Source organism: Pseudomonas sichuanensis, from assembly GCF_003231305.1.
Classification (GTDB): domain Bacteria; phylum Pseudomonadota; class Gammaproteobacteria; order Pseudomonadales; family Pseudomonadaceae; genus Aquipseudomonas; species Aquipseudomonas sichuanensis.
Genome location: NZ_QKVM01000085.1, coordinates 1 through 14094 on the forward strand (window position 1 = coordinate 1; position 14094 = coordinate 14094).

Sequence of the window (14094 nt, forward strand, 5' to 3'; positions counted from 1 at the left end):
CGCGGCACAAGGCCGCTCCTACAGAGACCGTACAAACCGGGTAGACACAAAAAAGCCCGCAGCGACGGCGGGCTTCTTTGTTTTCAGCCACTCAGATAGGGCGGCTGCCGTACTTGTTGTCAGGCTTCTTGGGCGGGTCGGCGACCACATTGGCCTCGACTTCCTGCACCTTGCCACCGCGCGACAGAAACTCTTCCATCGCCTTGGCCAGGGCATCACGCTCCTTCTGCTTGGCTTCCATGCTCGGCATTTCGTCTACCGAAACAGCCGCCTTGGACTTGCCCTTGGCGGTCGGCGCGGGGCTGCTGTCATCATCGCCAGCATCTTCAGCACCATCGTCGGCTGCCGCTTCGAGGCCTTCATCACCCTCGTCTTCGTCACCTACTTCGAGGTCATCATTTTCCAGATCGTCGTCGCTCATGTTCTACCTCATGACTTGCGAAAAGCAGGTTAGTTATAGACCGGTGCAACCATGGACGGCAGTCACCGGTGAAAATTCAACTGGCCGTGGGTTGGCCACTGCCTCGGGCGTCCACCTCCTGATGGGAGGCCCGGCACCCAGCAGACCCTGCTCCTGGCAAGGCCTGACAAGACTGTTCTGACCCTGGCTGGCCACAGGCTACTGCAAGCCTAGCAAAGGGTGGCGAAGTGTGCGGGTTACTCGTCCCACACCCTTCGGCGCGCATTCTAGCGCGCTCGCAGAAAAAGCAAAGCACCAGAAACGCCCAATGACTTGTAAGTTTTCTGCCCAGGTCGCGAACAAGACAGCGAAACCGTTTGCCGGGCGTAAAACGGCAAATTACAGGCAAAAAAATGCCCGGCGAACCGGGCAAGTTTTCCAGCGTGGCAGTTACAGGTTGTAGCCGCGTTCGTTGTGTTGTGCCAGGTCGAGGCCGACCGACTCTTCTTCTTCGCTGACCCGCAGGCCCATCACCAGGTCCAGCACCTTGAGGATCACGTAGGTGACGATGGCGGTGTAGATCACGGTGAAGAGCACACCCTTGGCCTGGATCCAGAACTGCGCGGCGATGTCGGTGACGGCGCCGAAACCGCCCAGGGCCGGCGCTGCGAACACACCGGTGAGCAGCGCACCGATGATGCCGCCGATACCGTGCACGCCGAAGGCGTCGAGCGAGTCGTCGTAACCCATCTTGCGCTTGAGACTGGTGGCGCAGAAGTAGCAGACCACGCCCGAGACCAGGCCGATCACCAGCGCGCCCATCGGGCCGACGGTACCGGCGGCCGGGGTAATGGCGACTAGGCCGGCGACCACACCCGAGGCGATGCCCAGTGCGCTCGGTTTGCCGTGGAAGATCCACTCGGCGAACATCCAGCCCAGGGCGGCGGCGGCGGTAGCGATCTGGGTGACCAGCATCGCCATGCCGGCGGTGCCGTTGGCGGCCGCCGCAGAGCCTGCGTTGAAGCCGAACCAGCCGATCCACAGCATGGCCGCGCCCATCAGGGTGTAGCCCAGGTTGTGCGGCGCCATCGGCGTGGTCGGGTAGCCTTTGCGCTTGCCCAGCACCAGGCAGCAGACCAGGCCGGCGATACCGGCGTTGATGTGCACCACGGTGCCGCCGGCGAAGTCCAGTACGCCCCAATCCCACATCAGCGCACCGTCACCGCTCCAGACCATGTGCGCGATCGGCGCATAGACCAGGGTGAACCACACGCCCATGAAAATCAGCATGGCCGAGAACTTCATGCGTTCGGCAAAGGCACCGACGATGAGCGCCGGGGTGATGATGGCGAAGGTCATCTGGAAGGTGATGAACACTGCTTCAGGGAACAACGCGGTGGCAGAGGTCAGGCCCGACGGCGTGACGCCGTTGAGGAAGGCCTTGGAGAAGCCACCGATGAAGGAATTCAGGTTGAGCACGCCCTTTTCCATACCCGCGGTATCGAATGCCAGGCTGTAACCGTAGATAACCCACAGGATGCTGATCAGCCCGGTGATGGCAAAGCACTGCATCATCACCGACAGCACGTTCTTGGAACGCACCATGCCGCCGTAGAACAGGGCCAGGCCCGGGATGGTCATGAACAGGACCAGCGCCGTCGAGGTGAGCATCCAGGCGGTGTCGCCGGAGTTGAGCACCGGGGCGGCAGTTTCCTCGGCCAGGGCCAGCCCTGGCATTACGAGGGACAATAGGGCTCCTAGCCCTGCGATCTTACGCAGAGTCATGTTGTTTTCTCCTGGGGCGTTGGGTTTGGTGAGGCTTTTTTGTAGCGTTTAGATCGCGTCGGTATCGGTTTCGCCGGTACGGATGCGGATCGCTTGCTCCAGATTGACCACGAAAATCTTGCCGTCACCGATCTTGCCGGTGTTGGCCGCCTTGGTGATGGCCTCGATCACCCGATCAAGGTCCTTGTCGTCGATGGCGACATCGATCTTCACCTTGGGCAGGAAATCGACCACGTATTCGGCGCCGCGATACAGCTCGGTGTGACCCTTCTGCCGGCCGAAGCCTTTGACTTCGGTCACGGTGATGCCCTGCACGCCGATTTCCGACAGCGACTCGCGCACGTCGTCCAGCTTGAACGGCTTGATGATGGCAGTGACTAGCTTCATGAAACTCTCTCCCGATTTGGTGGACTTGCCCCAGGAAAACAAACCCGTCTCAAGTCTAAGCGCAGCGCCTGGCTTTGTAACGCGTCGTCGGCTCCATCCTCCCCGCCGCGACACCTTGTGGCGGGGACCAAGGGCCTTACCACTGGGCTACGCACTGCCTGGTCACAACGGACTGCATCAGTGCATGGCTCACCCTGGTCTTTGCAGAAACCTTGCCAGCTCCGGGAAAACACCGGAAAACAGGTAGTTGCGTGAAACAGTCGGGATTGGCCAGTCGCCAGCAGGGAAAAGCTGCACAACTTCGGTGCGCGACCTTTGGCCGCCCTGCGCAAAAAGTGTGCAGGGCTGACCGTGAAAAGGGGCGTGATACACTGCTGCCCTTTCACCCATCAACGGATAGCCTGACATGCTCGCGCCCAAAGCCCTTCTCGATGCCCTGAGCGACCAGGCCTCGCGCCTGTTCAGCGGCGACACCGCTCAGCCCCGCGCCGAACTGGAGAGCCAGTTCAAAGTGCTGATGCAGGGTGCCTTCAGCAAGCTCGACCTGGTCAGCCGCGAGGAGTTCGACAGCCAGATGGTGGTGTTGGCCCGCACCCGCGCCCGCCTTGAAGCGCTGGAGAAACAGTTCGCCGAGCTGGAAGCGCGGATCGCGCCAGCGCCAGCATCAGAGCCAGCATCAGAGCAATAACCATCCCGTCTCTGGAGCGGCCCTGCCGCTCCTGCAGGGAACGCACCCTGCCGTTGGAATTCCCAACATATAATTGCGCTGATTAAACCAGATGAAACTTAATTCAGTTTCACCTTGCGGGTTGACTTGCCCGCTATGCTTTGCATAAAGTTCACCCGCCCTGAAAACCGGGCCTTTATTTCAACTCACGAAGAATTCAATGGACACAGTATCTAGTCGCTGCCTGGCCGCCCTTGGCTGTCAGGCACTTGAACCGGAACTCCGGGCCCGCCTCCCTGGCTGGGCAAGCCGCGCCAGAGCCTGATGCTCCGCCGTAGCTTGCCGCCTCGGGTGCCAGCCCGGTCGGAGGCAAGCTCATGAACCTCATCACCTTTATCCGTACACACCTGCGCGCCCGCCTCGGGGCGCTGCACGCCTGTTCCCATGCGGCCCCGCCGCCCTTCCCCGCCCCCATCGCGCGTGGCGCTCGCCTGCGTGCCGCCTGGCTATCGCAACCCGGTAACGGATGCCTGCGCCTGCACTGGCATGCCGACGACGGCCAGGAACCTCCGAGTCGATGGCGCGCCTTGTTGTGTTTCGGCTGACGGGCGCGTCACCACTTACATATTGAATTGCCAGCAATAAGACACAAACTTTTCATCATTGAAGTTTGCGGGACTCTTATTGCCTGAAAGTTACCAGAGGAATAACGACACCATGGACTCAGCCAGTAGAAAGTTCGCTGCCGACATTAATCCCGGCAGGCGCCAGCGAACGTTCAACCGCCGGACAAACAACGTTATCTACCGATCGAATGATCGCGGCCCGAAACACGCGCACTCACCCGCCCAACCGTGAGTCGACTGTGTTTCGTGCCGCCTCCTGCGGCAGGAGCACAGCCCGATGACCGTCAAAGACCGCAACACCACCACGACAGCGGACGCTCGCCTGTCCATGCGCGCCGCCCGTGAGGCGCGCAACGGCCTGGCCGTCACCCTCGCCAACCTCGACGCCAGCGAGCTCGGCCTGACCGAGCACGAAGCCGCCAAACGCCTGCAGCGCGACGGCGCCAACGAAGTCGCCCACGACAAACCGCAACCGGCCCTGGTGCAACTGCTCAAGGCGCTGCACAACCCCTTCATCTATGTACTGCTCACCCTCGCCGCCATCAGCTTCGTCACCGACTACTGGCTGCCGCTGCGCGCCGGTGACCTCGACGACCTCGACCTGACCAAGGTGATCATCATCCTGACCATGGTCAGCGTCAGCGGCCTGCTGCGCTTCTGGCAGGAATACCGTTCGAGCAAGGCGGCCGAGGCACTCAAGGCGATGGTCCGCACCACCGCCACGGTACTGCGACGCGAGCGCCACGACACCCCCGCGCAACTGCGCGAAGTGCCCATGAACGAACTGGTGGCCGGCGATATCGTGCAATTGGCCGCTGGCGACATGATCCCTGCCGATATCCGCCTGATCGAGTCGCGCGACCTGTTCATCAGCCAGGCCGTGCTCACCGGCGAAGCGCTGCCGGTGGAAAAGTACGACACCCTCGGCCACATCGCACCGAAGTCCGCTGCCGACAGCGCCACTGACGAAGGCAGCCTGCTCGACCTGCCGAACATCGGCTTCATGGGCACCAACGTGGTCAGCGGCCGCGCCCGCGCCGTGGTGGTGGCCACTGGCAAGCGCACCTACTTCGGCTCGCTGGCCAGGGCGATTGCCGGCTCGCGCAGCCAGACCGCCTTCGACCGCGGCGTGAACAGCGTCAGCAGCCTGCTGATCCGCTTCATGCTGGTGATGGTGCCGGTGGTGTTCGTGCTCAATGGTGTGGTGAAGGGCGACTGGAGCGATGCCTTCCTGTTCGCCCTGGCCGTGGCCGTGGGCCTCACCCCGGAAATGCTGCCGATGATCGTCAGTGCCAACCTGGCCAAGGGCGCCGTGGCCATGGCCAGGCGCAAAGTGGTGGTCAAGCGCCTGAACGCCATCCAGAACTTTGGCTCGATGGATGTGCTGTGCACCGACAAGACCGGCACCCTCACCCAGGACCGCATCATCCTCGAACACCATGTCGACCCAAGCGGCCGCACCGACCCGCAACTGCTCGAGCTGGCCTGGCTCAACAGCCACCACCAGAGCGGCGTGAAGAACCTGATGGACCAGGCTGTGCTGCGCTTCGCTGGCGAGAACAGCGGCTTCCAGCCGCCCTACGCCTATGCCAAGGTCGACGAATTGCCCTTCGATTTCGTTCGCCGGCGCCTGTCGGTGATCGTCAAGGATGCGCTCAGCGAACACCTGCTGGTCAGCAAGGGCGCGGTCGAGGAAATGCTCGCCATCGCCACCCATGTTGAAGAGAACGGCCAGCGCATCCGCCTCGACGAGGCCCAGCGCCAGCAACTGCTGGCCAGCGCCAGCGCGTTCAACCAGGACGGCTTTCGCGTGCTGCTGATCGGCACCCGCGAAATCCCCGCCACCGAGCGCAAGGCTCAGTACAGCACCGCTGACGAGCGCGGCCTGGTGATCCGCGGCTTCCTGACCTTCCTTGACCCGCCCAAGGAAACGGCCGGCCCAGCCATTGCTGCGCTGCGTGACATGGGCGTTAAGGTGAAAGTGCTGACTGGCGACAACCCTGTGGTCACCTGCAAAGTTTGCCGCGAAGTGGGCCTGGAGCCCGGCCAACCACTGCTCGGGCAGGACATCGAGCGGCTGGACGACGCCCAGCTCAAGGCGCTAGTCGAAGAACGCACGGTATTCGCCAAGCTCACCCCGTTGCAGAAGTCGCGGGTGCTCAAGGCGTTGCAGGCCAACGGCCACACCGTCGGCTTTCTCGGCGACGGCATCAACGACGCCCCAGCCCTGCGTGACGCCGACGTGGGCATTTCGGTGGACAGCGGCACCGACATCGCCAAGGAGTCGGCCGACATCATCCTGCTGGAAAAGAGCCTGATGGTGCTCGAAGAAGGTGTGCTCAAAGGCCGCGAAACCTTCGGCAACATCATGAAGTACCTGTGCATGACTGCCAGTTCCAACTTCGGCAACGTGTTTTCGGTACTGGTGGCCAGCGCCTTCATCCCGTTCATGCCGATGCTGGCGATCCACCTGCTGCTGCAGAACCTGATGTACGACTTCTCTCAGCTGTCGCTGCCCTGGGACCGCATGGACAAGGAGTTCCTGCGCGAGCCGCGCAAATGGGATGCGCGCAACATCGGCCGCTTCATGCTGTGGATCGGGCCTACCTCGTCGATCTTCGACATCACCACCTTCGCCCTGATGTGGTACGTGTTTGCTGCCAACAGTGTGGAGATGCAGGCGCTGTTCCAGTCCGGCTGGTTCATCGAAGGGCTGCTGTCGCAGACATTGGTGGTGCACATGCTGCGCACCCGCAAGGTGCCGTTCCTGCAAAGCACTGCGGCGCTGCCGGTGATCCTCGCCACGGGCCTGGTGATGTGCCTGGGTATCTACATCCCGTTCTCGCCACTGGGGGCGGTGGTCGGGCTGGTGCCGCTGCCGTGGGAGTACTTCCCTTGGCTGGCCGCTACCCTGCTGGGTTACTGCCTGGTGGCGCAGGGCATGAAAACCCTGTACATCCGCCGCTTCGGCCAATGGTTCTGAGGAGGGCGTATGCGTGTACTGATCTGTGCGGGACGCAACTACGCCGACCACCAGCGCTGCCGTCGGGCGCTGGACGAACTGCAACGCCAGCAACCCATCCAGGTGCTCATACACGGCGGCAGCCAGTACCTGGGTGGCGATATCGAAGCCTGGGCGCGGGAGCACGGTGCGGACATCGTCCGCTACCCGCCCAACTGGCAGCTGCACGGCAAACTGGCTGAGCGTCTGCGCAACGTTTTCATGCTGCGTGACAGCCGGCCAGACCTGGTGCTGGCTTTGCCGGGTGGAGACGATACCGAGGAACTGCTGGCTCGGGCGCGGGGTGAAGCGATTGCGGTGGTGTGCGGCAAGCAGCCTCGCCGCTAGGTGAGGCTGCGGAAAAACCTCGACGCACTCTTTCCAGCGCGCCCGCCAGGGGCACCACTATGCTTTGCCGGGCCGCAGGATGCGGCCGGAATCACGCGAACACGGAGCGCCCATGTCCCTCGCCCTCGTCCACAGCCGCGCCCAGGTGGGCGTGCTGGCACCCGCCGTCAGTGTCGAAACCCACCTGGCCAACGGCCTGCCTTCGCTTACCCTGGTTGGTTTGCCGGAAGCGACGGTCAAGGAAAGCAAGGACCGGGTACGCAGCGCCATCGTCAACGCCGGGCTGGAATACCCGGCCCGGCGCATCACCCAGAACCTCGCCCCGGCCGACCTGCCCAAGGACGGTGGGCGCTACGATCTGGCCATCGCCCTGGGGATCCTCGCCGCCAATGGCCAAGTACCGGTGGTTGCGCTCGAAGACATCGAATGCCTGGGTGAACTGGCCCTGTCCGGGGCGCTGCGGCCAGTGCAGGGTGTGCTGCCCGCAGCATTGGCGGCACGCGAAGCCGGGCGGGCGCTGGTGGTACCGCGCGAGAACGCCGAGGAAGCCAGCCTGGCCAGCGGGCTGGTGGTGTACGCCGTGGGCCATCTGCAAGAGCTGGTGGCGCACCTGAGCGGGCAACTGCCGCTGCCACCCTATGCGGCCAACGGCTTGCTGCTGGAGCAACGCCCCTACCCTGACCTCAGCGAAGTACAGGGCCAGACTGCGGCCAAACGTGCCTTGCTGGTGGCGGCTGCTGGTGGGCACAACCTGCTGTTCACAGGGCCACCCGGCACCGGCAAGACCCTGCTCGCCAGCCGCCTGCCCGGTCTGCTGCCACCGCTGGACGAGCGCGAAGCGCTGGAGGTGGCGGCAATCCGCTCGGTCAGCGGCCACGCACCGCTGGACAGCTGGCCGCAACGGCCGTTTCGCCACCCCCATCACTCCGCCTCGGGCCCGGCACTGGTCGGTGGCGGCAGCCGCCCGCAGCCGGGCGAAATCACCCTGGCGCACCATGGCGTGCTGTTTCTCGATGAATTGCCAGAGTTCGAGCGGCGCGTGCTGGAAGTGTTGCGCGAGCCATTGGAGTCGGGCGAGATCGTGATCGCCCGGGCCAGGGACCGGGTGCGCTTCCCGGCACGCTTTCAGTTGGTGGCGGCAATGAACCCCTGCCCCTGCGGCTACTTTGGCGACCCCACCGGCCGCTGCCGCTGCAGCCCCGAGCAGATCCAGCGCTACCGCAACAAACTCTCCGGCCCCCTGCTCGACCGCATCGACCTGCACCTGACGGTGGCCCGGGAGAATACCGTGCTCGATAACCAACCCAGTGGCGAAACCAGCGCCAGTGTCGCCGCTGTCGTGGCCGAGGCCCGCGCGCGGCAGCAACGTCGCCAGGGCTGCGCCAATGCCTTCCTCGACCTCAACGGCCTGCGCCGGCATTGCCTGCTGACATCGGCCGACCAGGCCTGGCTGGAAACCGCCTGCGAACGCCTCACGCTGTCGCTGCGAGCGGCCCACCGCCTGCTCAAGGTGGCGCGTACGCTGGCGGACCTGGAGCAGGCCGAGGCCATTGGCCGGGCTCATCTGGCCGAAGCGATGCAGTACCGACCAGGCAGCTGACGGGCCATGCACAGGGTCAATCTTCTCCATAGCTGAAATATATTTTGCGCGCTAACTATTTGCGCTCAATATTCATCTCACGCAGCAAGCAGTCGCCAAACCCATTGAGCACATCCTGGAGAACGATCATGACCCTTCGCACAATCCTCGCCCTCGGCGTTACCACCCTGGCCATCGGCACCAGCGCCGGTGCCTTCGCCACCGAAGCCACTGCTTACCGCTACGGGATGAACCTCGACATCGCTCAGGTGGTCACCGTCGAGGCGCCCACCGCCATTGAGGGCCACAGCAGCACCGCCATCCTGACCTACCGCGACAGCAACGGCCAATTGCAAGCCGTGAGCTACAGCCAGCCCACCACCCTTGCCAACCAGAACTGAGCCGCCGGCTCGCACGCAGAGGAATCCGCACATGAAACTGTCCCGCACCCTGACCGCTGGCCTGCTGGCCCTGGCCGTGAACAGCGCCTTCGCCGCCGGCAGCGCTGGCGTCGAACGCAACACCCAAGGCTTTCTTGATGCGCTTGCCGCAGGCGGCGGCAAGCCGCTGGAAACCCTGGCGCCGAAAGACGCACGTGCCGTACTGAGCACAGCCCAGGCTGGCGTGAAAGTCGATGTGTCGGGTATCCGTGTTGAACGCCGGACCATTCAGGCCGACGGCCAGCCATTGCAGATCCGCGTGGTACGCCCTGAGGGCGCCACGGGCGAACTGCCAGTGTTCATGTTCTTCCACGGCGGTGGTTGGGTGCTGGGCGATTACCCAACCCACGAACGGCTGATCCGCGATCTTGTGGTCGGCTCCGGCGCCGCGGCGGTATACGTCGACTACACGCCTTCGCCAGAAGCGCAGTTCCCCACCGCGATCAACCAGGCCTATGCCGCTACCCGCTGGGTCGCCGAGCATGGCCAGGAGATTGGCGTCGACGGCAGCCGCCTGGCGGTGGCCGGCAACAGCGTCGGCGGCAACATGGCTGCGGTGGTGGCGATAAAGGCCAAGGAGGCTGGCACGCCGAAGCTGCGCTTCCAGGCGCTACTGTGGCCGGTGACCGATGCCAACTTCAACAACGCCTCCTATAACCAGTTCGCCGAGGGCCACTTCCTGACTCGCAACATGATGCAGTGGTTCTGGAACAGCTACACCACAGACCCGCGTCAACGCGACGACATCCATGCCTCGCCGCTGCGGGCCAGCCTGGAGCAACTCAAGGGCCTGCCACCGGCCCTGGTACAGACCGCCGAAATGGACGTGCTGCGTGACGAAGGCGAAGCCTACGCCCGCAAGCTCGACGCCGCCGGGGTGCCGGTGACTGCAGTGCGCTACAACGGCATGATCCATGACTATGGCCTGCTCAATGTGCTGAGCACCGTACCCGCTGTGCGCAATGCCATGGACCAGGCGGCGCAGGCCCTTAAAACGCATCTGCAGTAAGGGGTTGGTACAGGATGCTATCGCGGGGCAAGCCCGCTCCCACAGTCGCAAGTGTGGGAGCGGGCTTGCCCCGCGATCTGCTGATCAAAGGTTCCACTTTCAGAACGATGCATCCCGTTGGGCTGGAATTGTCCTGTTTCCCACAGCACCCGAAAATGCTCGCCTCTTCCATCGATGGCATAAGCTTCGGCAACCTGTCATCCGTTCCCTAAAGCGCTGCCTCACGCAGTTCAAGGAGTACGAGCAATGCCACACGAAGGCAGCCTTCTACAAACCGCAGTCATCTTCCTCCTTGCCGCCGTGGTCGCCGTGCCCCTGGCCAAGCGCCTGCAACTGGGCGCCGTGATCGGTTACCTGCTGGCCGGTGTGGCCATCGGCCCGCAAGCGCTAGGCCTGATCCGCGACACCGAAAGCGTCGCGCACATCTCTGAACTGGGCGTGGTCTTGCTGCTGTTCATCATTGGCCTGGAGCTTTCACCCAGACGCCTGTGGCTGATGCGCAAATCGGTGTTCGGCGTCGGCACTGCCCAGGTGCTGCTGACCGGCGCGGTGATCGGCGCCATCGCCTTGTTCGGCTTCAGCCAGACGCTCCCGGCCGCCATCGTGCTCGGCCTGGGGCTGGCACTGTCTTCCACCGCCCTTGGCTTGCAGAGCCTGGCCGAGAGCAAGCAGCTCAATGCGCCCCATGGCCGCCTGGCCTTTGCCATCCTGCTGTTCCAGGACATCGCTGCAATCCCGCTGATTGCCCTGGTGCCGTTGCTGGCTGCCAGTGGCCCGGACACCAGCCATGGCGACAGCCTCGAACATGGCCTGAAAGTGTTCGCCAGCATCGCAATCGTCATCGTCGGCGGCCGCTACCTGTTGCGCCCACTGTTTCGAACCGTGGCCCGCACCGGCCTGCCGGAGGTGTCCACCGCCACTGCGTTGCTGGTGGTGATCGGCACCGCCTGGCTGATGGAAGAGGCGGGAATCTCCATGGCGCTCGGCGCCTTCCTGGCCGGCCTGCTGCTGGCGGACTCCGAGTACCGTCATGAACTGGAGTCGCAGATAGAACCGTTCAAGGGCCTGCTGCTGGGCTTGTTCTTCATCAGTGTCGGCATGGGCGCCAACCTGCGCCTGCTGGTGGACATGCCGCTGATGCTGCTGGGCCTGACCCTGTTGTTGATCGCGGTGAAGCTGGTACTGCTGATCGGCGTCGGCCGCCTGGCCGGTGGCCTCAACAGCGCAAGCGCACTGCGCCTGGGCATGGTGCTGGCGGCCGGCGGCGAGTTCGCCTTCGTGGTATTCAAGCTGGGCAAGGATCAGGGCCTGTTCGATACGCAAACCTACGACCTGCTGCTGATGACCATCACCCTGTCGATGGCCATCACCCCACTGCTGATGCTCGGCTGCGCCCGCGCCCTGAAGCGGCCGCAAGCAGCGCGTGAGGTGCCCGAGCAGTACAAGAGCATAGATGCCGGCAGCCCTCGCGTAGTGATTGTCGGCATGGGCCGCATGGGCCAGATCGTTTCGCGCATCCTGCGGGCGCAGAAGATCCCCTTCATCGCCCTGGAGACCTCGGTGGACGCCATCGAGATGACGCGCATGTTCGAACAGGCGCCGGTGTTCTATGGCGACCCGCTGCGCCCCGAAGTGCTGCATGCGGCCAAGGTCGGCGAGGCCGAGTATTTCATCATCACCAGTGACGACCCCGAGGTGACCATTCGCACCGCCGAAAGGGTCAAGCGCCTGTACCCGCACCTCAAGGTCATCGCTCGGGCACGCAACCGTCAGCATGTGCACAAGCTGATGGATGTGGGCGCGGAGCCGATCCGCGAGACGTTCTATTCCAGCCTGGAAATGAGCCGTCGTGCGCTGGCCGGGCTGGGGCTATCGGATGAGCAGGCCGCCGACCGCATCGCTCGCTTTACCGAGCATGACGAGCAGGTATTGGAAGCCCAGGGGCGGGTGCGTGACGATCGTGCCAAGGTCATGCAGACGGCCAAGGAAGCGCGGGTGGAACTGGCGCGACTGTTCGAGTCGGATGTGGATTGACCTGCATGGGCTGAGCACCCATTGCCTGCCCGCTCAACCTGCTCTTTACTGACGTTCAGCCCCCTGCAGCGAGAACACCATGCTGGCGCTCATCCAGTCCTACCCCTTGCTGCTCGGCACTTGCCTGATCATTAGCGACTTGTTGCTCTGGCAGTTGATCCCTCAGCAGCACCGCATCTGGCGCATTGCCTCACGGCTGTTGATCTTCCTGCTGTTCAGCGCCGTGCTGGTCGCTGCCGGAATGAGCCCGCTGCAGCCACCACCCTGGATTGACGAAGTGTCGCGCAACCTGATGGCAACGGTGCTCGCCATTGGCTGGTGGCTGTTCGGTGCGCGCACAGTGACGGTGGTGTTCGGCCTGCTGCTGGGGGCGCGTGGTAGCCATGGCGGGCGCCTGTTGCAGGATGTGATTGGGGCGCTGATCTTCCTTGCCGCAGTGGTGGCCGCAGCGGCCTATGTGCTGCAGTTGCCGGTCAAGGGTTTGCTGGCCACCTCCGGGGTGATGGCCATCGTCATTGGCCTGGCCTTGCAAAGTACGTTGAGCGATGTGTTCTCCGGCATCGTGCTCAATACCACACGCCCCTATCAGATAGGCGACTTCATCTCCATCGACGGTACCGAAGGCAAGGTGGTGGATATCGACTGGCGCGCCACGCGAATGATCACCGGCACAGGTAGCCTGGCGGTGATACCCAATTCGGTGGCGGCCAAGGCGCGGCTGCTTAATCACAGCCGCCCGGCTGATCGGCATGGGGTAGTGATCAGCGTGGTGGTGCCGGCCAAGGTCCGGCCAAAGCGCGTGTTTGATGCGCTGGAGAAGGCCCTGCAAGGCACCAGTGCCTTGCTCGCTTCCCCTGCCCCCAAGGTAACGGTCAAAGCGTCTTCCCTGGAGTCCGTGGAATACGAGGCCAGCGCTTTCATCGCCGACATGGCGCTCAAGACCGAGGTACGCAACCAATTGTTCGACCTTGCCCATCGCCACCTGGAGGCCAGCGGGGTGATGTGGAACGTCGACCTGACGCTTGCGCCACGCAGCCGTCAGCGCGAGCTGATCGATGAGGTGCGGGTGTTCCGCTCGCTCAGCGGTGAGGAGCGTGACACGCTGAGCCAGCGCATGACGGCGGTGGAATACCTGGCCAACCAGGTGATCCTGGGCATCGGCGACAACTCGGACCACCTGCTGGTGATTGGCAGCGGTGTGATACAGGCTTCGGTGCGTAATGGGGACAAGCTGGTAGAAGCCGGACGCATGGGCCCGGGCGAGGTGCTCGGGATCGAGGGGCTGGTTGACGACGATGATTCCTTCGCCGAATTCCGCACCCTGACCGGATGCCTGCTGTATCGCATCGAAAAGGAACAGGTACGCAGTTGCCTGGTGCAACGTAGCGAGGTGCAGTCGGCGTTGACCAAACTGCAGCGGTTCCGTCGGCAGAGCAGGGAGTCACTGCTAATGCAGAAGCCTACGGAAGTGAAGAAAGGTGGGTTCCTGAGCTGGTTGCGCTAGCGCAACGCCTTGCATTGCAGGATAAGGCCCTGAAAAGACAAAGCCCCTGATCGCATTGCGATCAGGGGCTTTGGGTTTGAATCTTGACGATGACCTACTCTCACATGGGGAAACCCCACACTACCATCGGCGATGCATCGTTTCACTGCTGAGTTCGGGATGGGATCAGGTGGTTCCAATGCTCTATGGTCGTCAAGAAATTCTGTGTGCTGGCCCGTCGCTCGGACGTGCCTGCGAATCTCTGTAGTTCCTACTTAAAGACAAAACCCCTACCTGCATGCGCAGATAGGGGTTTTGCGAAATGAATCTTGACG

12 protein-coding genes and 1 rRNA gene are annotated in these 14094 nt (G+C 63.3%); 9 read left to right on the forward strand and 4 right to left on the reverse strand.

Annotation, left to right across the window (positions count from 1 at the left end):
- Positions 1-91: 91 nt before the first annotated feature.
- From sutA to glnK, 3 genes are all read right to left on the reverse strand, one after another.
- A complete protein-coding gene (gene sutA, locus DM373_RS27280) occupies positions 92-421 on the reverse strand; it encodes a transcriptional regulator SutA (protein ID WP_105947199.1) in 330 nt (109 codons plus the stop codon).
- 429 nt (positions 422-850) lie between these two features.
- A complete protein-coding gene (locus DM373_RS27285) occupies positions 851-2185 on the reverse strand; it encodes an ammonium transporter (protein ID WP_110996473.1) in 1335 nt (444 codons plus the stop codon).
- Positions 2186-2233: 48 nt separating this feature from the next.
- Positions 2234-2572, reverse strand: coding sequence for a P-II family nitrogen regulator (gene glnK, locus DM373_RS27290; protein WP_002555808.1), 339 nt, complete (start codon positions 2570-2572; stop codon positions 2234-2236).
- 406 nt (positions 2573-2978) lie between these two features.
- Between glnK and DM373_RS27295 the strand changes: the two genes are divergently transcribed.
- The 9 genes from DM373_RS27295 to DM373_RS27330 all read left to right on the forward strand — a co-directional run bounded on the left by DM373_RS27295 (position 2979) and on the right by DM373_RS27330 (position 13780).
- Positions 2979-3260: an accessory factor UbiK family protein gene (locus DM373_RS27295; protein ID WP_110996474.1), complete on the forward strand. Its 282-nt coding sequence runs from the start codon at positions 2979-2981 to the stop codon at positions 3258-3260.
- A 356-nt stretch (positions 3261-3616) separates the two neighbouring features.
- Positions 3617-3844 carry a hypothetical protein gene (locus tag DM373_RS28860; RefSeq protein ID WP_157966895.1) on the forward strand — a complete coding sequence of 76 codons (228 nt, stop codon included), beginning with the start codon at positions 3617-3619 and terminating at the stop codon, positions 3842-3844.
- A 298-nt stretch (positions 3845-4142) separates the two neighbouring features.
- Complete coding sequence (gene mgtA, locus DM373_RS27300; protein WP_110996475.1) at positions 4143-6848, forward strand: magnesium-translocating P-type ATPase; 2706 nt, start codon at positions 4143-4145, stop codon at positions 6846-6848.
- Positions 6849-6857: 9 nt separating this feature from the next.
- Positions 6858-7214, forward strand: a complete 357-nt coding sequence (locus tag DM373_RS27305; protein ID WP_110996476.1) for a DUF2493 domain-containing protein — start codon at positions 6858-6860, stop codon at positions 7212-7214.
- A gap of 112 nt (positions 7215-7326) precedes the next feature.
- A complete protein-coding gene (locus DM373_RS27310; RefSeq protein WP_110996477.1) occupies positions 7327-8814 on the forward strand; it encodes a YifB family Mg chelatase-like AAA ATPase in 1488 nt (495 codons plus the stop codon).
- Positions 8815-8942: 128 nt separating this feature from the next.
- Entirely contained in the window at positions 8943-9194 is a 252-nt protein-coding gene (locus DM373_RS27315) for a DUF2790 domain-containing protein (RefSeq protein ID WP_110996478.1), read from the forward strand.
- 31 nt (positions 9195-9225) lie between these two features.
- Complete coding sequence (locus tag DM373_RS27320; protein ID WP_110996479.1) at positions 9226-10242, forward strand: alpha/beta hydrolase; 1017 nt, start codon at positions 9226-9228, stop codon at positions 10240-10242.
- A 246-nt stretch (positions 10243-10488) separates the two neighbouring features.
- Positions 10489-12276, forward strand: coding sequence for a monovalent cation:proton antiporter-2 (CPA2) family protein (locus DM373_RS27325; protein WP_110996480.1), 1788 nt, complete (start codon positions 10489-10491; stop codon positions 12274-12276).
- Between the two features lie 79 nt (positions 12277-12355).
- Positions 12356-13780 (forward strand): mechanosensitive ion channel family protein, encoded by a 1425-nt coding sequence (locus tag DM373_RS27330; protein WP_110996481.1) that lies wholly within the window; start codon positions 12356-12358, stop codon positions 13778-13780.
- Between the two features lie 81 nt (positions 13781-13861).
- On the opposite strand, the gene rrf is transcribed toward DM373_RS27330, so the two are convergent.
- Positions 13862-13977 (reverse strand): 5S ribosomal RNA (rrf, locus tag DM373_RS27335).
- Positions 13978-14094: the final 117 nt, after the last annotated feature.

What these genes read in the sequence shown, in the direction of transcription:
- glnK (WP_002555808.1), bottom strand. Translation starts at nt 2,572, where the DNA reads ATGAAGCTAGTCACTGCCATCATCAAGCCGTTCAAGCTGGACGACGTG.
- DM373_RS27325 (WP_110996480.1), top strand. Translation starts at nt 10,489, where the DNA reads ATGCCACACGAAGGCAGCCTTCTACAAACCGCAGTCATCTTCCTCCTT.
- DM373_RS27330 (WP_110996481.1), top strand. Translation starts at nt 12,356, where the DNA reads ATGCTGGCGCTCATCCAGTCCTACCCCTTGCTGCTCGGCACTTGCCTG.
- DM373_RS27305 (WP_110996476.1), top strand. Translation starts at nt 6,858, where the DNA reads ATGCGTGTACTGATCTGTGCGGGACGCAACTACGCCGACCACCAGCGC.
- DM373_RS27285 (WP_110996473.1), bottom strand. Translation starts at nt 2,185, where the DNA reads ATGACTCTGCGTAAGATCGCAGGGCTAGGAGCCCTATTGTCCCTCGTA.
- mgtA (WP_110996475.1), top strand. Translation starts at nt 4,143, where the DNA reads ATGACCGTCAAAGACCGCAACACCACCACGACAGCGGACGCTCGCCTG.
- DM373_RS27315 (WP_110996478.1), top strand. Translation starts at nt 8,943, where the DNA reads ATGACCCTTCGCACAATCCTCGCCCTCGGCGTTACCACCCTGGCCATC.
- DM373_RS27310 (WP_110996477.1), top strand. Translation starts at nt 7,327, where the DNA reads ATGTCCCTCGCCCTCGTCCACAGCCGCGCCCAGGTGGGCGTGCTGGCA.
- DM373_RS27320 (WP_110996479.1), top strand. Translation starts at nt 9,226, where the DNA reads ATGAAACTGTCCCGCACCCTGACCGCTGGCCTGCTGGCCCTGGCCGTG.
- sutA (WP_105947199.1), bottom strand. Translation starts at nt 421, where the DNA reads ATGAGCGACGACGATCTGGAAAATGATGACCTCGAAGTAGGTGACGAA.
- DM373_RS28860 (WP_157966895.1), top strand. Translation starts at nt 3,617, where the DNA reads ATGAACCTCATCACCTTTATCCGTACACACCTGCGCGCCCGCCTCGGG.
- DM373_RS27295 (WP_110996474.1), top strand. Translation starts at nt 2,979, where the DNA reads ATGCTCGCGCCCAAAGCCCTTCTCGATGCCCTGAGCGACCAGGCCTCG.